General features: G+C 39.8%; 24 protein-coding genes. 12 read left to right on the top strand and 12 right to left on the bottom strand.

What is annotated here, in order from left to right; genetic code table 11:
• Window positions 1-84: 84 nt before the first annotated feature.
• Window positions 85-1,179, bottom strand: coding sequence for a glutamine synthetase beta-grasp domain-containing protein (locus O2942_06165; GenBank protein ID MDA0781833.1), 1,095 nt, complete (start codon window positions 1,177-1,179; stop codon window positions 85-87).
• A 127-nt stretch (window positions 1,180-1,306) separates the two neighbouring features.
• Window positions 1,307-1,564 carry a DUF1467 family protein gene (locus O2942_06160; GenBank protein ID MDA0781832.1) on the bottom strand — a complete coding sequence of 86 codons (258 nt, stop codon included), beginning with the start codon at window positions 1,562-1,564 and terminating at the stop codon, window positions 1,307-1,309.
• Between the two features lie 107 nt (window positions 1,565-1,671).
• Here O2942_06160 and panB point away from each other — a divergent pair, with 107 nt between their 5' ends.
• Window positions 1,672-2,469, top strand: coding sequence for a 3-methyl-2-oxobutanoate hydroxymethyltransferase (gene panB, locus O2942_06155; GenBank protein MDA0781831.1), 798 nt, complete (start codon window positions 1,672-1,674; stop codon window positions 2,467-2,469).
• A gap of 109 nt (window positions 2,470-2,578) precedes the next feature.
• Here the strand turns inward: panB and O2942_06150 are convergent, their stop codons facing one another.
• The 3 genes from O2942_06150 to O2942_06140 form a co-directional block, all read right to left on the bottom strand.
• Window positions 2,579-4,009, bottom strand: coding sequence for a TRAP transporter large permease subunit (locus tag O2942_06150; GenBank protein MDA0781830.1), 1,431 nt, complete (start codon window positions 4,007-4,009; stop codon window positions 2,579-2,581).
• Window positions 4,006-4,515 carry a TRAP transporter small permease subunit gene (locus O2942_06145; protein ID MDA0781829.1) on the bottom strand — a complete coding sequence of 170 codons (510 nt, stop codon included), beginning with the start codon at window positions 4,513-4,515 and terminating at the stop codon, window positions 4,006-4,008. The genes O2942_06150 and O2942_06145 overlap by 4 nt, the downstream gene beginning before the upstream one ends.
• Before the next feature lie 158 nt (window positions 4,516-4,673).
• Entirely contained in the window at window positions 4,674-5,633 is a 960-nt protein-coding gene (locus O2942_06140) for a calcium/sodium antiporter (protein MDA0781828.1), read from the bottom strand.
• Between the two features lie 266 nt (window positions 5,634-5,899).
• Between O2942_06140 and murJ the strand changes: the two genes are divergently transcribed.
• The 6 genes from murJ to O2942_06110 all read left to right on the top strand — a co-directional run bounded on the left by murJ (window position 5,900) and on the right by O2942_06110 (window position 11,143).
• Window positions 5,900-7,438 carry a murein biosynthesis integral membrane protein MurJ gene (gene murJ / locus O2942_06135; protein ID MDA0781827.1) on the top strand — a complete coding sequence of 513 codons (1,539 nt, stop codon included), beginning with the start codon at window positions 5,900-5,902 and terminating at the stop codon, window positions 7,436-7,438.
• A gap of 72 nt (window positions 7,439-7,510) precedes the next feature.
• Window positions 7,511-8,269, top strand: coding sequence for an SIMPL domain-containing protein (locus O2942_06130; protein ID MDA0781826.1), 759 nt, complete (start codon window positions 7,511-7,513; stop codon window positions 8,267-8,269).
• A 248-nt stretch (window positions 8,270-8,517) separates the two neighbouring features.
• Window positions 8,518-8,994, top strand: a complete 477-nt coding sequence (locus tag O2942_06125; GenBank protein ID MDA0781825.1) for a hypothetical protein — start codon at window positions 8,518-8,520, stop codon at window positions 8,992-8,994.
• Window positions 8,995-9,008: 14 nt separating this feature from the next.
• Window positions 9,009-9,911 (top strand): tetratricopeptide repeat protein, encoded by a 903-nt coding sequence (locus O2942_06120; protein MDA0781824.1) that lies wholly within the window; start codon window positions 9,009-9,011, stop codon window positions 9,909-9,911.
• A gap of 22 nt (window positions 9,912-9,933) precedes the next feature.
• Window positions 9,934-10,719, top strand: coding sequence for an exodeoxyribonuclease III (xth, locus tag O2942_06115; GenBank protein MDA0781823.1), 786 nt, complete (start codon window positions 9,934-9,936; stop codon window positions 10,717-10,719).
• Between the two features lie 79 nt (window positions 10,720-10,798).
• Window positions 10,799-11,143: a hypothetical protein gene (locus O2942_06110; protein MDA0781822.1), complete on the top strand. Its 345-nt coding sequence runs from the start codon at window positions 10,799-10,801 to the stop codon at window positions 11,141-11,143.
• A gap of 64 nt (window positions 11,144-11,207) precedes the next feature.
• On the opposite strand, the gene O2942_06105 is transcribed toward O2942_06110, so the two are convergent.
• The gene (locus O2942_06105) at window positions 11,208-11,909 is read right to left on the bottom strand and encodes a pirin family protein (protein ID MDA0781821.1); all 702 of its coding nucleotides are present in this window, start codon (window positions 11,907-11,909) and stop codon (window positions 11,208-11,210) included.
• 111 nt (window positions 11,910-12,020) lie between these two features.
• Window positions 12,021-12,437, bottom strand: a complete 417-nt coding sequence (locus O2942_06100; protein MDA0781820.1) for an MAPEG family protein — start codon at window positions 12,435-12,437, stop codon at window positions 12,021-12,023.
• A 54-nt stretch (window positions 12,438-12,491) separates the two neighbouring features.
• On the opposite strand from O2942_06100, the gene O2942_06095 reads away from it, so the two are divergent.
• The gene (locus O2942_06095) at window positions 12,492-13,481 is read left to right on the top strand and encodes a hypothetical protein (protein ID MDA0781819.1); all 990 of its coding nucleotides are present in this window, start codon (window positions 12,492-12,494) and stop codon (window positions 13,479-13,481) included.
• Between the two features lie 103 nt (window positions 13,482-13,584).
• On the opposite strand, the gene O2942_06090 is transcribed toward O2942_06095, so the two are convergent.
• From O2942_06090 to O2942_06080, 3 genes are all read right to left on the bottom strand, one after another.
• Window positions 13,585-13,833 (bottom strand): hypothetical protein, encoded by a 249-nt coding sequence (locus tag O2942_06090; GenBank protein MDA0781818.1) that lies wholly within the window; start codon window positions 13,831-13,833, stop codon window positions 13,585-13,587.
• A 78-nt stretch (window positions 13,834-13,911) separates the two neighbouring features.
• Window positions 13,912-14,373, bottom strand: coding sequence for a hypothetical protein (locus O2942_06085; protein ID MDA0781817.1), 462 nt, complete (start codon window positions 14,371-14,373; stop codon window positions 13,912-13,914).
• 34 nt (window positions 14,374-14,407) lie between these two features.
• Complete coding sequence (locus tag O2942_06080; GenBank protein MDA0781816.1) at window positions 14,408-15,280, bottom strand: branched-chain amino acid aminotransferase; 873 nt, start codon at window positions 15,278-15,280, stop codon at window positions 14,408-14,410.
• A gap of 132 nt (window positions 15,281-15,412) precedes the next feature.
• On the opposite strand from O2942_06080, the gene O2942_06075 reads away from it, so the two are divergent.
• Together O2942_06075 and O2942_06070 are read left to right on the top strand one after the other, a co-directional pair.
• A complete protein-coding gene (locus O2942_06075; GenBank protein ID MDA0781815.1) occupies window positions 15,413-16,084 on the top strand; it encodes a response regulator transcription factor in 672 nt (223 codons plus the stop codon).
• Window positions 16,085-16,128: 44 nt separating this feature from the next.
• Window positions 16,129-17,424, top strand: coding sequence for an ATP-binding protein (locus tag O2942_06070; protein MDA0781814.1), 1,296 nt, complete (start codon window positions 16,129-16,131; stop codon window positions 17,422-17,424).
• Between the two features lie 5 nt (window positions 17,425-17,429).
• Here the strand turns inward: O2942_06070 and O2942_06065 are convergent, their stop codons facing one another.
• Window positions 17,430-18,356, bottom strand: a complete 927-nt coding sequence (locus O2942_06065; protein ID MDA0781813.1) for a hypothetical protein — start codon at window positions 18,354-18,356, stop codon at window positions 17,430-17,432.
• Between the two features lie 168 nt (window positions 18,357-18,524).
• Here O2942_06065 and O2942_06060 point away from each other — a divergent pair, with 168 nt between their 5' ends.
• On the top strand, window positions 18,525-19,484 hold the full coding sequence (locus O2942_06060; GenBank protein ID MDA0781812.1) for a homoserine kinase: 960 nt from the start codon (window positions 18,525-18,527) through the stop codon (window positions 19,482-19,484).
• Between the two features lie 26 nt (window positions 19,485-19,510).
• On the top strand, window positions 19,511-19,945 hold the full coding sequence (gene rnhA, locus O2942_06055) for a ribonuclease HI (protein ID MDA0781811.1): 435 nt from the start codon (window positions 19,511-19,513) through the stop codon (window positions 19,943-19,945).
• Between the two features lie 232 nt (window positions 19,946-20,177).
• On the opposite strand, the gene purU is transcribed toward rnhA, so the two are convergent.
• Window positions 20,178-21,035 (bottom strand): formyltetrahydrofolate deformylase, encoded by an 858-nt coding sequence (gene purU, locus O2942_06050; GenBank protein ID MDA0781810.1) that lies wholly within the window; start codon window positions 21,033-21,035, stop codon window positions 20,178-20,180.
• Window positions 21,036-21,097: the final 62 nt, after the last annotated feature.

Below are 21,097 nucleotides of genomic sequence, written 5' to 3'. Positions count from 1 at the left end.
CAAGAAAAAATTTCGGCGGGCTATATACAAAAAAAGCCGGAGAAAACTCTCCGGCTTTTTTATTCTTTGAAAAAGTTATTCCTTTCAGGCGGCTTTTTGTCTAGGCCAGTTATTAAAAGTAAAAACATTTTCATCAGTATCGCATACCGTAGCAGTAATACGTGCCGCTACAAGATAAGGATCGGAGTTTGCACCCGGACGTCTGTCCTCGAAATAGCCGTATCCTTTTTGAACCACACCAAGCGGCACACGGATAGAGCGACCGCGATCGGCAGTGCCTGCACTGAACTCATGTATGCTTGAAGTTTCATGGCGACCCGTAAGTCTTTCGTGTAGGTTATGACCGTATAGAGGAATATGTTTATCGTGCTTTTTAGAAAGGCGAGCAACGGCATCGTCAATAGCAGCTTTACCCTTGTTTTTATCACGGGTTTCGTTGGTAGAGAAGTTAGTATGCATTCCCGCGCCGTTCCAGTCACCTTTTATAGGCTTGTTCTCGAAAGAAACATGAACATCATATTCTTCTGCGATACGGTGAAGTAACCAACGTGCTATCCACATGTGGTCACAAATATTCAATACGCCGTTATCCTCGTTATCGACACCTCTGTAACCGATCTGGAATTCCCACTGTCCGGGCATAACTTCAGCATTGATACCATAGAATATGATACCGGCAGCAAGACACACCGCAGCATGTTCTTCAGCAATTTCTCTTCCGAATATCTGCTCTGTTCCTACACCGCAGTAATAAGGACCTTGCGGAGCCGGATAGCCATGCTCAGGCCAGCCTAGCGGAATGTTTCTCTGGAACAAAGTATATTCCTGCTCAAAGCCGATCCACGGTTCTTTACCTGCCGCACCTGCATCAAGAACAGCCCTTAGCTGGGCTCTGGAATTTGATTCATGCACAGAATCGTCGGCATTGAAAACTTCACACATTACTATGTAGTTACCTTCGCCACGGATAGGGTCTTTAACAAAATTAATAGGTCTTAACATACAGTCCGAATTATCTCCCGTTGCCTGTGAGGTTGAAGAACCGTCAAAGCTCCACTCGGGAAAATCTTCTATCTTAGGGTTATCAGAAAGGCTAACCACCTTTGCTTTTGAACGAATCTGACGAACAGGTACAGTACCGTCCAACCAGATATACTCTGCGAGTGCTGGGTTGCTCATTTTTTTCTCCGTTTTTTTAGCGTTGATGCAACGCATGCATTATAATCAAAATGATTACAAAGTAAAGGGCAAAATATCGGGAAACTCTTGGTATAGGTAGTATTTTAACGAATTAAATTCTATTTTTTTAGAATGGTTGTTGTAAAGAGTCGTGATCAAAAAAACCGATATAGCCTTTTTCAACGGCAAAATAATATGCAGTTGTGAGAATAACGGTGATTATTGTAGTTGCTATTATCTTCTTTTTTAAATCGGGATTCTTCGGCGCACCCTTCATATTGCCCGAATCGGGATTTTCTTCAGGATTTACTCCTATAGGAAGAGCTATGAACAATACAAGCCACCATAATATTACAAAAACAACAACAACCGAAGCTATGGACATTTATTAAACTGCCTGATAAATTTCTTGACGGATTGTATCGAAAATATATTTCTAATCAATGTTTTTTGCGTGACTTATTCTTACATTGTTATATAAAATATACCGATATGATAACAAAAAGAACTTCCGTAGTTGATATTAAAAAGCGTAAGAACGGTGAGCCTATCGTTTGCCTTACAGCTTATTCGGCTCCCTTCGCCAAAATTCTTGACGAACACGTAGACCTGCTTCTGGTAGGTGATTCGGTCGGAATGGTGCTTTACGGCATGGAATCAACATTGCCGGTTACCGTCGATATGATGATAAATCACGGGCTTGCCGTAATGCGTGGTTCTAAAAAAGCATGCGTTATAGTCGATATGCCTTTCGGAAGTTATCAAAGTTCCGTATCGCAGGCATTTGAAAACGCAGCTAAAATCATAAGCGGTACAGGGTGTCAGGGAGTGAAGCTTGAAGGTGGCACTGAAATGACCGATACCATAGACTTTCTTGTACAAAGGGGCATACCTGTGATGGGTCATGTAGGGCTTATGCCACAGAGGGTCAACGCATATGGCGGCTATAGTTGCAGGGGTAAAACCAAAGAGGGCAGAGAAAAAATAATGCAGGACGCTATAGCCGTTCAAAATGCAGGTGCTTTTTCCGTTGTGATAGAAGGTGTGATAGAGCAGCTTGCCGCCGATGTGGCTAAAGAACTTGAAATACCCGTTATAGGGATTGGCGGTTCTGCCCAGTGTGACGGACAGATACTGGTTAGCGAAGATATGTCCGGTCTGTTTCAGGATTTTAAACCTAAATTTGTAAAACGCTTCGGAAATGTTGCCGAGGAACTTGAAAAAGCCGCAAAAGCATATAGTAAAGAGGTTAAATCAGGCAAGTTTCCGGCTAAAGAAAACTGTTTTTAGCATTTTAATTTTTCAAAAAGCATTTTCATACTTTCCATAGTTCCGGTATCTAATGAACGCATTATAAGATAACTTATCGCCATGTGATGACATAATTAATGAACACGGCCTAAAAATCCACACTGCCTTCATCATCATAAGTTTCAACCTCCAACTGATGCGGTGCGGCTTTTACCTTGCCGTAAACAATCTCAGGGAGCTTGGTTGATAATGGAGGGAAAGCCGCCAAAAGGCATAGCACTACAATCTGTATTACAACAAAAGGTATTATACCTTTATATATGTCCGAGCTTAATACCGATGCGGGTGCTACTCCCCTTAAATAAAACAACGCAAAACCAAAAGGCGGTGTAAGGAAAGATGTTTGCAGGTTTACGGCTATCATTATAGCCAGCCATATAGGGTCAGCCCCTATCATCAATAATATAGGTGCTACTATCGGTACTACCACGAATATTATCTCAATAAAGTCAAGGAAGAACCCTAGCAGGAACATCACAACCATAGTAAGCAACATTGCGGTGAACAAACCACCCGGCAAGTCGCCCAATATTGAATGTACGATATCATCACCGCCAAATCCCCTAAATACCAGAGTAAATATAGCCGCACCTATTAATATGGTAAAAACCATTGAGGAAACTTTAGCGGTAGAACGCATTACCTCATTGAGATTTTTCAGATTAAATTCTTTTTTGAAGAATGATAATATGATAGCACCGACAGCACCTACTGCGGCAGATTCGGTTGCCGTGGCAACTCCTGTCAAAATAGAGCCGAGAACTATTAATATAAGTAGCAAAGGAGGCAATAAAGATTTCGTCAGGTCTGTGAATCTTATATCTTTTTTTGTTTTTTGTGCAGGTGTTTTATCGGGAAATAACTTACTATATATAATAAGCCACGCTATGTATAATATGACAAGGATTAGCCCCGGTATCAACGCACCTACGAACAAATCGGCAATTGAAACCGGATCGGGTGACAAATTACCCATTTTCATTTGTGCCGTCTGATTGGCACTCGATATCTGGTCGCCAAGTAATATCAGGACTATAGATGGCGGAATTATCTGTCCCAAAGTACCGGCTGCACATATAGTACCTGACGATATGCGAGGGCAGTAACCGGCTTTCAGCATAGTAGGCAATGATATAAGCCCCATAGTTACAACGGTAGCCCCAACTATCCCTGTTGAGGCGGCAAGTATCGCCCCCACCAGAACAACCGATACTCCAAGACCGGAACTCATTTTACCAAATGCCAGTGACATGCCTTCCAATAGCTCTTCGGCTATTTTAGCCCGTTCAAGCATTACGCCCATAAAAACGAATAGCGGTATTGATATCAACAGGTCATTTCGCATTATGCCGTATATGCGGTTAGGTAGTGCCGATAGATATGCCATATCGAACAAACCAAGCGTTGAACCTATACAGGCAAAAATAAGCGAAACTCCCGATAGGACAAATGCTACGGGGAAGCCTGAGAGCAAGGCACAAAAAAGAGTTATCAGCATTATGGTAAGAAGAATGGTCATTCCTTCTCCTGTAAAGTAATAATTGATTTACAGATGGTCGAAATTCCCTGCGTGAAAATTGTAAAACAAAATACCCAGATAAACGATTTTAAAAAGAATACTCCCGGCATACCGTTATATTCGGACGAGGATTCTTTTATCTCCCATGAACTTGAAATAAACTCGAATGAAAAATAACTGACGGCAAAGCATACGGGAAATAAGAATATTATAGTACCAACAAGTTCAACTACGGCTTTTTTACGTTTATTTAGTTGCTGATATAATACATCGACACGCACATGTTTATCATCAAGCAGGGTATAACCGGCAGTCGCCAAAAATAAAATAGCATGCATGAAGCCCACAAGCTCCTGCTGCCATACAAGGTTTATGTTTAACACATAACGGCTAATTACATTAAAGAACATCAACAAAACCATAGCAAGTGCCAGCCATGAAAATAACCTGCCTATAGTGCGGTTTGTGCTGTCAATAGTACATGAGAGTTTTAATAATTTCTGCATGCCTGCGGATTATAAATATTTTTTTAGGTTTAGCCACAATATTTTGAAACTGTTTTTTCAGGAGTGTTCAAGAAACAGAATTTTTGTCATACTGAATTTATTTCAGTATCTTCTTTGTCACGTTAGAGGTGATGAAACAAGTTCTTCCATGACATACATCAACTATAAAACTGCAATCCTAAATAACCTATATATCCTGCAAAGAATAAACACCCTGCAAACCTTGAAATGACAGGACGCATAAGCATAACAGCCAGTAGGGCAACGGTAGTTAACGCAAGGATAGGTAAGTCCTGTTCTAAAAATTTAGGAGCCACTTCAATAGGACTAAGTGCAGTGGTGATTCCCAGTATGCCAAGTATGTTGAACAAATTGCTGCCGATTATGTTACCGAGTGCTATATCGGATTTTTTATGAAATGCGGCTACCACAGAGGTTATAAGCTCAGGAGCGGAGCCTCCCATAGCAATAAGGGTAACGCCGATAACCGCTTCGGATAAACCCGCCATTTTCGCTAAGGTAACAGCACCTGTTATAAGAGTATCGCCACCCAGCATAAGAAGGATTATTCCGCCAATACAAAAGGCTATAGCCTGCCATCGGCTCAGGCTTACTTTTAACTGCTCTTCAATCTCTGCGGTTGTATCTTCGGATAATTTCTGCTGTCTTTTTTTCTTTTTTTCATTATGAAAAATAAAATACGTATAGCCTACCAACGTTCCTAAGAATATTACTGCCGATATTATATTTAACATTCCAAGGAAGCATAAGGCGGTTAGTAAGGCTGTGACCCCAAGCATAATCTTGCCGTCAAAACCGCTTTCTTTTTTATCTATAGCAATCGGACAGATAAGAGCCGTTAATCCTATAACGCATAATATATTGCTTATATTACTTCCTATTACGTTGCCCAGTGCAATATCGGGGTGGTTATCCAAAGCCGATTGCACGCTTATTACAAGCTCAGGGCTTGATGTGCCGTAGGCTACCACCGTAAGACCGATAATAAATGCCGAAAGACCCAAATCTTTTGCCAAAGCTACAGCCCCACGAACCAGAATCTCTCCGCCTATAAATAATAGAACAAGTCCGCCGATTATCTGTAATGCCGTAACCATATATTATTTCCCTTATCAATTTGAAGAACTATATATCACGTTATATTTTTAATTGCCAGCGGACTGTGAAGCGAGTATTTGTTTTAAAGTGTCTTTTTGCGAATATATATTTTGTCATTCCACGAATTTTGCTAGTAGAGCAAAATTATAGTGGAATCCACATTCTAAAAAGTTAGGAAACTTTTTTGACACGAGAAGTAAATTAAATTCAAAGTTACTTTATTTTAGTAGAACAAAATTATAGCGGAAATAAAAAATAATAAGTTATGTCATTATTCAAATCAGCTTTTACAGTGGGAGGATTCACCCTTTGCTCAAGGATACTAGGATATATCAGGGATATATTAATAGCGTCCGTATTAGGGGCGGGGTTCTTAGCTGATGCCTTCTTTGTCGCATTTCGTCTGCCTAATTTTTTTAGGACTCTGTCGGCAGAAGGAGCGTTCAATGCCGCATTTGTTCCACTGTTTGCCGGAAAGCTGGAAGAAAAAGGCAAAGATGAAGCGGTAAGCTTTGCAAGCCACGTCCTTTCTTTCATGTTCTTCATATTATTGTGTCTGACCATAATTATGCAGATATTCATGCCTGCGGTTATGCATGTGCTTGCCCCCGGCTTTTTAGACGATGCGGAAAAATTCGATGTAACAGTACAGTTCGGCAGGATAGTTTTTCCGTATTTACTGTTTATTTCCCTGATGTCCCTATTTAGCGGCGTGCTAAATAGTTTCGGTAAGTTCGCCGTTGCCGCATCTGCACCCATATGGCTTAATATATGCTGTATATTTGCCCTTTTGGTGGTGGCTAAATATACCGACACTCCCGCACATGCACTTGCTTGGGCAGTTATGGTGTCTGGTGTGATACAGTTTTTGTGGGTGGGCGTTGCCGCATATAAAAACGGTGCAAGGATATATCTTTCATTGCCGAAATTAGATGATGACGTGAAAATTCTTCTAAAAAGAATGGTTCCGGGGATTATAGGCGGTGGAGTTACACAGATAAATCTATGGATAAATACCGTTATCGCAACAACTATGGCAGGAGCGGTTTCCTACCTTTATTATGCCGACAGGTTGGTTCAGTTTCCGCTTGCTATAATAGGTACGGCTATGGGAACTGCCTTATTGCCTATGCTTTCACGCCAGATAAAGGGTAAAAAATTAGATGAGGCGATAAATACGCAAAACAGAGCTTTGGAAATAGTAATGATATTTACCATACCTGCGGCGTTGGCATTAATGATAATTGCCGAGCCTTTGATATCGGTCATGTTTGAAAGGGGGCAGTTCGGGGCGGAGGAAACAAAAGCAACCTCTGCGGCACTGATAGCGTATGCAGTAGGGCTGCCTGCCTTTGTTATGATAAAGATATTTTTGCCCTCTTTCTTCGCTAACGGAGATACGAAGACACCTGTAAAAATCGCTGCAATATGTCTGGTGGCAAATGTTACCATAAGCCTGATACTGATAAGATATATAGGGCATGTAGGGCTTGCGGTTGCAACCTCGTTTTCATCATGGCTCAATACATCGTTACTTTGCGGTATCTTAATAAAAAGAGGGCTTTATAAAGCTGACAGGAGTTTGAATATAAGGTTGCTTAAAGTGTTGCTGTCTTCTGCGGTTATGGGTGTAATGCTTTTTTATATGCAGGGCTTTATGGGCAGTTATCTTTCCGGCGTTTTTATGCAAAAATTTATCGCACTTAGCGGACTGATAATAAGCGGTATTCTAGCTTTCTTTATAGTCTCGTACATCACCAAATGCGTAAGACCGAGTGACTTTAGGAGATTATTAAAGGGATAAATGATAATTGTAATTGAAAATTTATATATACGGTACTATTTTAAACGCAAAATTATAAAACAGGGGAAGAGCATGTCATTAAGGTACATATTAGTTTTTTTTATATCGTTTACATTATTTTCAAAAGCATATGCCGATTCTGATGGAGAGGATTATAATCTTATTTCTGTAAACGGTAAGGCTGAAGTTCAGGTTGTGCCTGATGAAATTCATGTTTCTTTTACTATCCGAAAAAATGATAAGTCCCTAAAAGAGGCACAAAAACAAAATGATGAAGTGGCAGATAAACTTTTAAAAGCCATGAAAAACAAGCTTCAAATAGAAGAAAAAAATATCCAGACCAATTTTATAAATGTGAATCCCGTATATACATATGTAAGGTGTAATAATAATGACAGATTCGTGCCTTCCGACAATCAGAATTGTAATACGCAGGTTTTCAGCCATTTTGAGACCCAAAAAGGTATTGCGGTAAAATTAAAGGAAACAGATAAGCTTGAGGCACTACTGGAAGAAGCAATAGATGCCGGTGTTACAAATATAAACAATGTGAATTTCGCCTCCTCAAAATTTGATGAGCTACAAAAGAAAGCACAACTAATGGCAGCAAAAGATGCTAAAAAGAATGCCGAGGCAATAGCTGAATCTTTAGGGGTTTCTATAGGTAAGCCATACAGAATAAACGCAAGTTTATATAATTCTCCCGTACAACCTCAGCCTCACATGAGAATGATGGCAATGTCAATGGATGCCGAGTCTTCAGGGGGAACTATTGCTTTGGGAGAGCTTACTATAACCGCTAATGTGAATGCACAATTCATTATTGATTGATAATGAGTTCTTTTCAGGGGTCTTAAGTTAGGCAATATTTTTGAAAAATAAACATTTTTCTCTTTGACTTTATATAGAAATGTTATATTAAACGTTTTAAAAATTTATTTTACTAAAAATATAGTTTTTATCCTTTTTGACCCCATATTTTTAATTGTCGAGTTTTTTAGCGAAAATATTTTAATTATATATTAAATTGTAGCAAGGAAAAGATGCAAAATAGTTTTTTTACTCAAAGTAAAATGCTTATGAAATGGCAAAAATTTGCCATTTTGCTTGTCTTGACCGCAACAACCTCCTGTGCGAGACCTGATATTACAGTGCCTAAAAGTAAGTATGATTCGGATACTCTGTCAAAAGACTGGAGAGCCAATATTTTTGACAGGCAGCAGCGTGCTAATGAGTACAACAAACAACAATATAATCAGCAATATGCTTATCCTCAGGACAACGATGCCGATTATGTGCCGCCGCTACGAGGGTATCAATCGGCTCCTGTTCAGCCGCAGCAGCAATATTACAATCCAAATCAGCAATATAATCAGCAATCTGCCCCCTACCCTCAGGATAATGACGCTAATTACGGAACAAGATATCCCAAATACGATCCTGATGCGGATAATAGCAGTTATTACTACCTGAATCAGGATAAAAAGCTGCCGCCTCCGAGAAAGGTTGACCCTTACAATTCGGAGCAGTATGATTATCCTATATATTTTGATTAGGAATTATTGATATCATGCTTAAATCACTCAATGTGTTCTTACACATAACATTACTTACCGTCTTTTTAGCAGGATGTTCCGGCTATAGCTATATTAACGGCGATAATATGGCATTTAATAAAAGTAATAAGAAAGAGGATAATAATAGTAATTTTGACTCCTTGAAACAAGCTGACGACCTTTATAAACAGGGTGACTACCCAAAAGCCGTAACGCTGTATGATAAACTTATCAATGAAAACAGCAGCAGTGAAAGCCTGTTATATTATGCCGAGGCTTTGAGGCTTACCGGCAATTGCGGAAAGGCAATAAACATATATGACAGGATATTGAATAACGATGCCGCAAATATTGTCGCTAGCGAAGGTAAGGGCTTGTGCAATCTGGTGTTGGGAAAATTTCAGGCAGCAGTTGAAATACTCAGTCAAGTCGTAAGCCTTGACGATACTAGGTGGAAAGCCGTAAACGCACTTGGTGTTATATATGCCTTAAAGGGACATATTGAAGAGTCGATGGAATATTATAACCTTGCTATAAAAAATAACGGACATAATCCTACCGTATTGAATAATATAGGTTTGTCACTTGCGTTTGGCGGAGATTATAAGCGTGGTAAGGATATATTGGAAAAATCGGTGTCACTTGTTGACCAAAGCGATGATGAAAAAAGAAAAAGAATAGAGCTTAACCTTGCGTTATTGTACGGTCTGGCAGGAGAGCATAATATGGCTAAGGTAATATTGGAAAGATATTTTTCCGAAGCCGAAGTTATGAATAATCTTGGTTTTTATGCAAGTATGGCGAATGACAAGGAATTGGCAAAAGTCTATCTTGCTAAGGCACTTTCAGCCAGCTCGTCCCACTATGAAAAAGCATGGAATAACTTACAGCTTTTAGAAAGAGACACTCAGGGATAACCTATAAAATCAGTAGTAAATTATGAAAATAGCCAGTTGGAATATTAATTCGGTCAGGCTCAGGATAAAACAAGTGGAGGAATTTACTAGGCTCCATAATCCGGACATATTATGTTTGCAGGAAACAAAGGTGGTAGATGAGTCATTTCCTGTTAAGGCAATAAAAAAAATAGGGTATGAACATATATTGTTCAGGGGTGAGAAAAGCTATAACGGTGTTGCCATATTATCCAAGATACCACTTGCGGGAGTTGATAAACAGAATATGGCAGGTTCTTTTGACTCAAGGCACATCTCAACTATGCTGCCTGACGGGATAGAATTGCATAATTTTTATATACCTGCCGGTGGTGATGAACCTGATGTTAATATTAATCCTAAATATAAATTCAAACTGGATTTTGTTGATTACATGAACAGGTGGTTTACATCAAACCGCAAAAAAACAGACAAAATAATAATATTGGGTGACTTTAACATAGCTCCTATGGAGCATGATGTCTGGTCAAGTAGGCAGCTTAGGAATGTTGTTTCCCATACCGAACCTGAAAGGGTTGGTCTTGATAGATTCAGGGAAACATTCGGCTGGATAGATACGGCAAGACACTTTATACCCGATAACGAAAAATCATATAGCTGGTGGAGCTACCGTAACCGTGACTGGAAAAAATCCGACAGGGGTAGAAGGCTTGACCATATATGGACGACTTCTCCTTTAAAAGACAGGCTTTTATCATATAATGTAGTAACGCAAACAAGAGATTGGGAAAAACCTTCCGATCACGCTCCGATAATTTTGCAATTATAAACTGCCTCTTGTAAAATAGGTTTATTTTTGTTAAGATGTTAAAAAGTTAATATTTTTATTATAAACAAGGAGTTTTACAGTGGATAACGAAAATAACAGAAGACGACCTGAGCCTGAATCGCCTCAAAGGAATGTCAGACCAAGAGCAGAAGAACCCGGAACTCCTGAGGAGCAGATAAGACGAGGTAACCCTGAAAACCCGCCTCCGTTACCTCAAAGGGGAGTAGATCGACTAGTAAATATTCAACCGGGTCAGGCTCCTTTCTTACCTGATCTTGATGACGGAATCGATAGAGGAGCAGGTCAGGCAGCACAAGATATTGATAGAGATACTGGTGCAAATATTGTGACTCCGGATAGGAGCGGAAGCCATGCTGCAAGAGAACAGCAGAGGCGTGATAATGATAGGGAACAAGGACGTTAAAAATATGTTTAGTTTAGATCCCCACACAAGGGTGGGGATCTAAACACGGAACTTATTATAAATTTTATTCCGGAACGTCAATAATAAGAACTTCGCTGTCTTTTACAGCACTTATTGAAATAGATTCTTTATCGGTAATTTCAGCTCCGTCACCTTCTTTTAACTTTTGTCCTTCAATCTCTATCTGCCCATTTGATACCAGAATATATATCTGATTGCGGATATGATGCTCAAGAGTATTACCTTCTTTTATACGTCCTCCGTAAATTGATGCCTGTTGGTGGATATATAAAGCTCCTTTTTCCGAGTCTTCCTTGCGTCCCGATACCAGCAGTTGTAAGTTGTCATTATCAGGCTGTGAAGGAAACTCTGCCGCGTCCCATCGTGGGGCAACTCCTTTTTCTTCAGGCTCTATCCATATCTGGTAAAGGTAAGTATCCTCGTTTTCAAAGTTGAACTCGCTATGCCTGATTCCCGTACCGGCACTCATTACCTGAACGTTACCGGCACCGGTCTTGCCTTCGTTTCCGTTACTGTCTTTGTGGGTGATAGCACCTTTTTTAACATATGTGATAATTTCCATATCACGGTGTGGGTGGGTGTCAAAGCCCTGACCTGCCCGTACAATATCGTCATTTATTACACGTAGCTTGCCGAATCCCATACGCTTAGGGTTGTGGTAGTTGGAAAAGCTAAAATGATATTTTGCCTTTAGCCATGATATTTCCATTCCGCCTAATTCTTCATACGGATATATTTTTATCATTGCATCTCCTGTGATTTAAGTCGTCATCTCGACCCGTAGACCGAGATGACAATAGAGTTCATTCAACAATAACTTTATAATAATACCGATAAAGAATCATTAGTAGTTAAATTATTGTAATGTTTTATATGCGTAAGCTATTATATTAGTTGATGCCAGTATAGCTAGTGACAAAAATGTACAGACCATGCCTATCTTACGGTATTTTGTCGATGTTATAAGCTTGTTGCCGTCATATTTTTCAAAGGATATTAGGGCGTAAGCATGAACTACCCTGCCTGTAAAGAACAGAAGACCTATCAAGTGAATTAAATATATGCTTACGCCCTGAGTTTCGGCGGCAAATAATAAGATAAGTACGATAGGAGTATATTCTGCCAGATTTGCCTGCGCCCTTATACGCTGTTCAAGCATTCTTGAACCACCGCTGCCTAGTGCCGTTTGTTCCTGTCTGCGTCCCTTTATCACTATTATAGAAAGAGATAATAATAAAAAAGCTAGTAAGCCGGCATATAATGATGTAACCATAAAATCTTACGTAATATTATTATTTTAAACTCAATAATATATCATAGTGAGAATATGAACAGGGTAATTTTATTATTGTTATTATTGTTATTATTTTCTTTTGTAAATACAAGTTACGCAGATGAAAAATTATATGAAGATGCGTTAACGGTTATAGAGGAAAATGCAGGAACCGGTGAACACGGTTTACCAAAGGATATCATCGCATTATTAAAGGCAAAAGAAAAACTGGCTATGTCGGGGCAGTCCAAGCCGCATGAGGTTGTGCCTATTATTGTGCAAAAGCTGAACCCGCAATGGGCATATAGCAAACGTGGTTCTGCATACAGGATAGCCCTGCTTGAAACGCTTGCAGCTATCGGTAATAAAGCTTCCGAAGATATTATACCGGCATTGCAAGAGATAATAAATGATAGCAATGAACATAATGAATATGTAAAGATGCAGGCAAAATACGCCATTATGGCAATCAAGGATAAGGGCAACTATACTTATGGTGCTTCAAGTTATATTCCCGACCCCAAATTTTTAAATAAACAAGAAAGTGCGGACATACTTTTTTCCGACCTGTCCGTTGTAAAATATAAGGAAATGAAGGAACATTATGGATTGGAAGGAGTAGTGAAAATTGCCCGTGACCTGCCTAAAGACAGTCAGGCAAAACTGGCAGGTATCATGGTAAAAGATGATGATATATTTGCCTCATATCAGGGAGCTTTACTGCTGCTACATAGCGGATTGGAAGATGAAGCGGAAAAAGCACTTACCGATATAGTCATAAAAATATATAAAAGCGGCGATGAAATGTCGGGCAGGATAATCTATAGTATGGTACATGTTCTGGACAACAAATTACTAGATACTGTGTTTGCGGGCGTGCAAAAACAGATGCTAGAAGAAGTAGATAAATATTCAGATGATATGATAGAGAATTTATATGACATGTATAATCTTAAAAAAGGTGAGAACCTTAAAGTCGACATTGAGGCAAAAAGAGCAGCCGTAAAAGATGCGATAAGGAATTCGCATAATGGTTATAACTGATTTTAACGTTCATTAGTACGGTTTTGCATACTTAGTTCAACAGCTTGAAGAAAAGCCTTTCTTTCTATTCCATCTTGTGGAATATCAAAATGTCCTAGACTATTTAGCTTTTTGTATGAATCACTGACCAAATCTCTGAAATACCTGCTATCCGATTCACGTTGATCTGTTTGTGTTTTGTCAATTTCGTTTCTCCTGCGATGCGGTAAAAGATTTCATTTAACTCAACGTTATCTTGCCAACCATCTAAAACTTTTTTAAGGTTGGTGGAAAAACTTCTCGCCAACTTTAATATTAATGAGGAGGGTTGAACTTCAGCATCGTCGATGTCTTCAGCCTTTAGCTTTTTCATAGCATCAAGATTTTGTTCAATGAAACTTTGAGTTTTGCAGCTTCCGGACGGAGAAAAGTTTAATGTTTAACTATCACTTTAGATTCTTTTTTTCCAGTATTCATTTATTGCTCTTTCAATAGGTGGATGATCATACTGATAATCATCATTTTTTAAACACCAGTTTAAGTAAGAGACAACGGCTTTTCTCTGTTCCAGATTTAAAGTGGTAAATCTAGATTGTGAATATTCATCTAAGCTAGTAAGATGGAATATCGGATCATCAACTTCTTTTTTGATACTTCCTATCATAAACACAGGTAAATGAAACTTCATACCGTCGGCATCAAAGAACGATAAGCTGCTATGACATCTTTGAAGCTCAGAGTATCCTAGTAACCTTGACCAATCCATTTTTTCATCATTCTTTCGTTTTTCTTGACGAACCTCTTCGGTTTCATAGTCGTCAATAGCCTGTGCTTCCCACAAACCTATACCTTTTCCCAATACCACCCCTGAAAATGCTGTAATTATTTCATTAATAAGGTTTTCTTGGTTCATGTAAGTAAATTTTTAGTAAAGTTCTTTCCAGTATTTACGACCTTACAAGATTATGATAAGCGTTCTTTAGTTTTTCAGTAACTTCTCCCGGAGTGAATTTGTATTCACCTATTGAGCCTACAGGAGTTAGTTCGGCGGCAGTTCCGGTCAGGAAAGCCTCGGTTGCATCATGTAAATCAACAGGCTTGATGCGGCGTTCAACAACAGTTATGCCCAGTTCTTTGGCAAGGCTGATTATTGTGCGTCTTGTTATACCGTCAAGGAAGCAATCGGCTATCGGTGTATGTAGCTCGCCGTTTAATACCATAAAGAAATTAGCACCCGTAGCCTCGGCAATATATCCGCGGTAATCAAGCATCATCGCATCATGGTAGCCGCCTTCTTCCGCCTGACGTTTAGACATGGTGCATATCATATACAAGCCTGCCGCCTTCGCAGAAGTAGGTGCGGTATCGGGTGCAGGGCGTTTCCAGCTCGACCAACAAAGGCTGATACCTGTTTTATATAATTCTTCAGGGAAATATGCAGGCCATTCCCATGCGGCAATAGCAAGATTAGGCACGTTACCTTGTCTGTATATTTTCATATATTCGCTGCCAAGCCATGCCACAGGGCGGATATAACCGTCTTTGATGCCTTGTTTTTCCAATATGTCCATAGTGAACCGGTCTATCTGTTCAACGCTATAGGGAATTTCAAAGCCTAGTATTTCAGCAGATTTTTTCAAACGTTCACTATGCTCGGTAAGCTTGAATATCTTTCCGTTATAAGCACGCTCTCCTTCAAAGACGCTGCTGGCATAGTGTAAACCATGACTTAAGACATGTATCTTAGCGTCACGCCATTGTATAATTTCACCATTAAACCATATATAACCGTCACGGTCATCAAACGGGAGTCCAGACATATCTTTATTCACTTCATTTTTTGTTATCATGCGGATTTTATACCGTAATTGATGAAAAGTGCAAGTGGTTAGTGCGAGCATAAGTACAAGTATGTCTTTATAAAATGTATGTAAGTATATATAATTCTTTTCATGCAAAATATTACACACATTCTGGTAGTTGATGATGATGACAGGATAAGAAATCTTTTGGGAAGGTTCTTAAAAGAAAAAGGTTTTTTCGTTTCACTTTCTCCCGATGCTAAAGATGCGTGGGAAAAACTTAATGAGTTCATTTTCGATCTTATCATTGTAGATGTGATGATGCCGAATGAAACAGGGGTGGAGTTTACAGCCAAACTGCGTGGAAAAAGCGATGTACCTGTCTTGATGCTTACCGCAATGGGGGAGGTTGAGGACAGGATATCGGGGCTGGAATCGGGGGCGGACGACTATCTTGCAAAACCTTTTGACCCAAGGGAGTTAATGCTCAGGGTACAAAGCATATTGCAACGCACAAAAAAGAATGCGGATTCCGTACTGGCATTTGGCAATATACGGTTTGATGCGAATAACAGCAGACTTTGGGATACCGACGGTGATATTGCGGTAACTTCAAATGAAGCAAAGCTGTTAAAAGTCCTTGCCGGCAATAAAGGCAAGGCAGTGACCAGAGAAGAGCTGGCAAAATTATGTGGCGGTATCAATGAACGCTCTGTAGATGTTCAGATGACGAGGCTTAGGAACAAAATAGAGAATGACCCGAAAAAACCAAGATACCTAAAGACGGAGAGGGGAAAGGGATACATCTTATATAGTGATTAACAGGCTCCCTTGCCCTTTATAATTGAAGCAGTTATGATAAGCCCATGATAAAGAAATTTTTGCCACACTCACTGTTCGGACGTTTTTTGCTGATAATATTGCTGCCCAATATTATCGTGCAGCTTGTAGCCGTCTATATATTCTATGAAAGGCACTGGAGCGGCGTAAGTAAACATATGGCGACCGCACTGGCAGGGGATATAGCATTTATCGTAAAAACAATAAATGATGATGCCGTACACAAGGATAAGGTGCTAAAGACTGCCGGTGAAAATATGTATCTTGACCTTAATTTCTACGAAAATCAAAAAATTGATAAATCCAAAATAGATATAAGCGAAACATTCGGCAATTTTACATCGGTATTAACAAGCCGCATAAATAATAAATTTGTGATGTACCACCTTGATGAACGCTTGAATATCGGTATTGATATCCAGCTTGATAAGGGTGTTTTGAAAGTAGGTATTTCTAAAAAAAGGGTAGCAAACCCTACTACATACATATTTGTTATGTGGATGACGGGAACGGCAATAATATTCGTAGTGATATCGATACTGTTTATGCGGAATCAGGTACGCTCAATAAGTGAGGTTGCAAATGCCGCAGACAAGTTCGGTAAAGGGCAGGATTGCGGAACGTTCAAACCTACGGGTGCAACCGAGGTCAGGCAGGTGGCACACGCCTTTATTGAGATGCGTGACCGTATCCGAAGGCATATAGAACAAAGAACCGAAATGCTGGCAGGGGTATCACACGACCTCAGAACGCCTCTAACCCGTATCAAGTTACAGCTTGCTATGATGGGCCGGTCAAAAGAAATACAAGAACTCGAAGAAGACATCACCGAAATGGAAAAGATGATACAGGGATATCTGGACTTTGCTAAAGGAAAAGAAAGGGTAATCGATTCTTCAGTAAATATTTCCGACCTGCTTCGAAGTATAGTATCCGGATATAGGAAGCATCATAAAAATATAGAACTAAAAGTGAAGGCGGGTGCGGTAATGCACATAAATTCAAACGCCTTCAGACGTGTTATTACCAATATTCTTGATAACGCATTACGTTATGGGAATCAGGTGGAAATCAGTGTCGGTACTTCTGAAAAAAACATAATTATCATGGTTGACGATAATGGTTCGGGAATCCCTGCGGATAAACGGGAACTTGCCTTTAAGCCTTTTTACAGACTTGATAAGTCAAGGCATTTAGAAAGCGGTTCTACCGGTCTTGGTCTGGCTATCGCAAAAGATATTGTGGTAGGGTATAGCGGTAATATATCACTCGATGAAAGCCCTATGGGAGGGCTGAGGGTTGTAATAAAACTGCCGTTATAGTAAATTTAGCGAGAGTTTTCCTTGCCGTCAGCTCTATACAGAACCTTTATTGATGATTCGATTATACTGCTTGCCTGCTTTGCTACCGTCCTTGCCACTTTGTCGCCCTCCTGACCGTGACCGTCACATAATAAAAGGAAAGTTACCTTGTCGGCATCGGGCAGGTAGTCAAAGAACATAGTCTGGTTATCAGTCGGTATCTTATCATTTTTAAAAGCTTTTTCTGCCTGTCTTAAAAGCTGTTGTCTTGAGTGTTTTACAGGATCTTTTGCATCCTTGTCCTGCATCAGACGGTATAACTCCTCAAAGTCCACATCATCTTCATAATATCCCCTTGCTCCGTCCGAGGCTGCAATAATCATGGCAGCACCATGTTCCTTTGAATATTCCTTTAATTGGTCATTGGAGAGGGTTTTTATTATCGGTGTCGGTTTTACTGTCGGAAAATTTTCCTCGTTCTCTATAGCAACATGCCCGCCTACTTTTAGCCTTGAACCGTCTTTGCCGATAACCACATCTTCCGAACGTGCGGGCGGTATTAAAATCGGAGAGCCGTCACTGTTCGGGCTTTGCGGGAAGAATAACGCAACCGAACAATCACCGCAGCTAAATAAAGATGTTTCCTTTTCCGTCCTTAACATGCCGGCGGCAACCGTCCCCGACCTGAAAAATCCCTGAATTGCCTGATGACCTTTTGTAAAAGCTTTGTTCAATGAACCCGTATGGTCAAGGCTATATAAACCGGCGGTATCCCATTGTTCGTATAGACCGAAATCCTGCTGACCGGGGCGCATACCTATTGTTTGTGTCCAGCCTTCCGCATTTTTATCATCGCTAGTAATAGTACGGTTCTTCGTAATAGCCGAAACTTGAGAGGAAAAAGTTTTACTGCTTTTTTGAGCCGCTTGTAATACCATCTTCGCAAATGCCATTTCTTACCCCGTCACCGTTATTATTGTAAATTAATAACATTATATTATTTTCAATTCCATCAAATAGTTAATTCGTTAAGAGGTGTGCAAAGGTATTTTAAACTTGCACAATTTATAACCTTACTTTAGAAAGAAAATCTTTATCGGTTAAATTTTTGTAAGGAATAAATGGCAGTCTATACTATAGTTTCTGACGAACAGCTTGATGAACTCATTGCAGATTATGATATCGGAAAAGCCGTGAATTTGCAGGCTATTGAGCAGGGGATAGAAAATTCCAATTATTTCCTGACAACGGATAAGTCTAAATATGTACTGACTATTTATGAAAAAAGGGTAAAGACCGAAGATCTGCCTTTTTATCTTAATCTTATGGAGCATTTGTCAAAGAAGGGTGTTCCATGTCCGATACCTATAAAAAATAAAAACGGCACTAATTTGTCAAAAGTAAATGACAGATCGTGTGCTATAGTAAGCTTCCTCAAAGGTAAAAATACTAAAAATATCAGGAACGAGCATCTTTGTGAGCTTGGAGCTAATTTGGCGAAAATGCATATTGCCGCAAGCGATTTTGATATGGAACTTAAAAATAATTTCTCCCTGAACGCATGGGGAAGCCTGTTTAATTCCGTTAAGGATAATGTAGATTCTCTGCGAAAAGGATTAAGGGCGGAAATAGAAGATGAACTGGGTAAATATACGGTTAACTGGCCGAAGTCGCTTTATTCGGGCGTGGTACATGCCGACCTGTTCCCCGATAATGTTTTTTTTCAGGACGGAAAATTAGTAGGTATCATCGATTATTATTTTGCCTGTAATGATTATCTTATGTATGACCTTGCGATATGTCTTAACGCATGGTGCTTTGAAAATAACAATGAATTCAACATAACAAAGGCAAAAAAATTTCTTAATTCATATAACGGAGTAAGGAAAATCTCTGAAGAAGAATTAAACGCATTGCCCATATTGGCAGGTGGGGCAGCTTTAAGGTTTTTGCTGACAAGGCTTTATGATTGGTTCAACCCGGTAGAGGGTGCTTTGGTAAAACCGAAAGACCCTATGGAATATTTACAGAAATTAAGGTTCCATAACGGCATAAAGTCGCATAGCGAATACGGCTTGTAATTGATAAACGGCAAAATGGTAAAATAGTGAAAAAAATAACGATATATACGGACGGTGCATGTTCGGGCAATCCCGGTCCCGGAGGCTGGGGGGCGTTGCTTACCTACGGAAAACATGAAAAAGAAATTTTCGGCGGAGAAAAAGAAACCACCAATAACCGTATGGAATTAACCGCCGCTATAAAAGCCCTAGAGGCGATAAAAACAAAAAGCGAAATAGACCTTTATACCGATAGCACTTATGTTAAAGACGGTATTACCAAATGGATTCATAACTGGAAAAAAAACGGCTGGAAAACCGCCGCTAAAAAACCCGTGAAAAATGACGATTTATGGCAAGAGCTTGATAAGATGATAGCCAAACATGACGTTAAATGGCACTGGGTAAAAGGTCATGCAGGACATGACGGCAATGAACGAGCCGATATGCTGGCTGTGAAGGGTACTGAAAAATATAAGTGATTAGCTTTTGCTTCTCACGTGTTTTCTATGCCCGAACTATAGTGTTTCTAATTTTTAATGATAATGTCATCCCCCGAATTTGCGAAGCAAATTATAGGGGGATCTGTTTTAACTGACAGAAGATCCCCGCACGGAGGCGGGGATGACAACTATCAACAAATTTTGGAAATACTATACAAGCAAGTTCGGCTGATGACAAAATACGTCTATAATGAATACTGCTAAAGATGTCTTAATTAAACACCACCGTCTTATTGCCGTTGGGTATAACCCTGTGTTCGACATGGTATTTCACTGCACGGGAAAGCACTATGCTTTCAATATCACGCCCTATGGCAAGTAGCCGGTCGGGAGTGTCGGAATGGTTGACACGGGTAACTTCCTGTTCGATTATAGGCCCTTCGTCCAGTTCGTTTGAAACATAATGTGCAGTTGCACCTATTATCTTAACTCCCCTGTCATATGCCTGATGATACGGCTTTGCACCTTTGAATCCCGGCAGGAATGAATGATGTATGTTTATTGCCCTACCCTCAATATGTTTTACAATATTCGGGGAAAGTATCTGCATATAGCGAGCCAGTACGGTAAGGTCGACTTCTTCATTTTCGATGAATTCAAGTATCTGACGCTCCTGAGTTTCACGGTTATCATTTGAAACCGGCATATGGTAAAACGGCACGTCATAGTTTCTAACCATTTTTTCCATATCATTGTGGTTTGATATAACACCGGCTATTTCAACGTGCAAAGAGCCGCTTGCATATCTGTGTAACAGATCGTTCAAACAATGTCCCTGCTTTGAAACAAGGATAAGCAGCCTTTGCTTTTCGGCATTATCATGCAAGTTCCAGTCCATGTTGAACTTATCGGCCACAGGTTTGAATTTCTCCGAGAAAAGAGTTTTAGTGCCTACACCGTTTTTAGTATCGAAGACCACCCTAAGGAAAAATTTACCGGTTGAGGCATCACCCATCTGGGCAGACTCGATTATAAAACATTTATTATCGGCTAAGAACCCGGAAACAGCGGCAACTATTCCCATAGTATCATTACACGAAATACCCAAAGTGAAATTTTTACTATGCATTATTCGTCCTTTTTATACAAAACAACGACAGCATAATTATAAATTACTTAAGTTCAAGTTTG

It is taken from the genome of Pseudomonadota bacterium (assembly GCA_027620075.1).
Classification (GTDB): Bacteria; Pseudomonadota; Alphaproteobacteria; order Rickettsiales; family UBA6187; genus 1-14-0-20-39-49.
This window is presented reverse-complemented; position numbering and strand designations above follow the sequence as displayed.

Bases quoted from the DNA above. Each gene is read 5' to 3' on its own strand.
- O2942_06165 (MDA0781833.1), bottom strand. From the start codon at position 1,179: ATGAGCAACCCAGCACTCGCAGAGTATATCTGGTTGGACGGTACTGTA.
- O2942_06160 (MDA0781832.1), bottom strand. From the start codon at position 1,564: ATGTCCATAGCTTCGGTTGTTGTTGTTTTTGTAATATTATGGTGGCTT.
- panB (MDA0781831.1), top strand. From the start codon at position 1,672: ATGATAACAAAAAGAACTTCCGTAGTTGATATTAAAAAGCGTAAGAAC.
- O2942_06150 (MDA0781830.1), bottom strand. From the start codon at position 4,009: ATGACCATTCTTCTTACCATAATGCTGATAACTCTTTTTTGTGCCTTG.
- O2942_06145 (MDA0781829.1), bottom strand. From the start codon at position 4,515: ATGCAGAAATTATTAAAACTCTCATGTACTATTGACAGCACAAACCGC.
- O2942_06140 (MDA0781828.1), bottom strand. From the start codon at position 5,633: ATGGTTACGGCATTACAGATAATCGGCGGACTTGTTCTATTATTTATA.
- murJ (MDA0781827.1), top strand. From the start codon at position 5,900: ATGTCATTATTCAAATCAGCTTTTACAGTGGGAGGATTCACCCTTTGC.
- O2942_06130 (MDA0781826.1), top strand. From the start codon at position 7,511: ATGTCATTAAGGTACATATTAGTTTTTTTTATATCGTTTACATTATTT.
- O2942_06125 (MDA0781825.1), top strand. From the start codon at position 8,518: ATGAAATGGCAAAAATTTGCCATTTTGCTTGTCTTGACCGCAACAACC.
- O2942_06120 (MDA0781824.1), top strand. From the start codon at position 9,009: ATGCTTAAATCACTCAATGTGTTCTTACACATAACATTACTTACCGTC.
- xth (MDA0781823.1), top strand. From the start codon at position 9,934: ATGAAAATAGCCAGTTGGAATATTAATTCGGTCAGGCTCAGGATAAAA.
- O2942_06105 (MDA0781821.1), bottom strand. From the start codon at position 11,909: ATGATAAAAATATATCCGTATGAAGAATTAGGCGGAATGGAAATATCA.
- O2942_06100 (MDA0781820.1), bottom strand. From the start codon at position 12,437: ATGGTTACATCATTATATGCCGGCTTACTAGCTTTTTTATTATTATCT.
- O2942_06095 (MDA0781819.1), top strand. From the start codon at position 12,492: ATGAACAGGGTAATTTTATTATTGTTATTATTGTTATTATTTTCTTTT.
- O2942_06090 (MDA0781818.1), bottom strand. From the start codon at position 13,833: ATGAAAAAGCTAAAGGCTGAAGACATCGACGATGCTGAAGTTCAACCC.
- O2942_06085 (MDA0781817.1), bottom strand. From the start codon at position 14,373: ATGAACCAAGAAAACCTTATTAATGAAATAATTACAGCATTTTCAGGG.
- O2942_06080 (MDA0781816.1), bottom strand. From the start codon at position 15,280: ATGTCTGGACTCCCGTTTGATGACCGTGACGGTTATATATGGTTTAAT.
- O2942_06075 (MDA0781815.1), top strand. From the start codon at position 15,413: ATGCAAAATATTACACACATTCTGGTAGTTGATGATGATGACAGGATA.
- O2942_06070 (MDA0781814.1), top strand. From the start codon at position 16,129: ATGATAAAGAAATTTTTGCCACACTCACTGTTCGGACGTTTTTTGCTG.
- O2942_06065 (MDA0781813.1), bottom strand. From the start codon at position 18,356: ATGGCATTTGCGAAGATGGTATTACAAGCGGCTCAAAAAAGCAGTAAA.
- O2942_06060 (MDA0781812.1), top strand. From the start codon at position 18,525: ATGGCAGTCTATACTATAGTTTCTGACGAACAGCTTGATGAACTCATT.
- purU (MDA0781810.1), bottom strand. From the start codon at position 21,035: ATGCATAGTAAAAATTTCACTTTGGGTATTTCGTGTAATGATACTATG.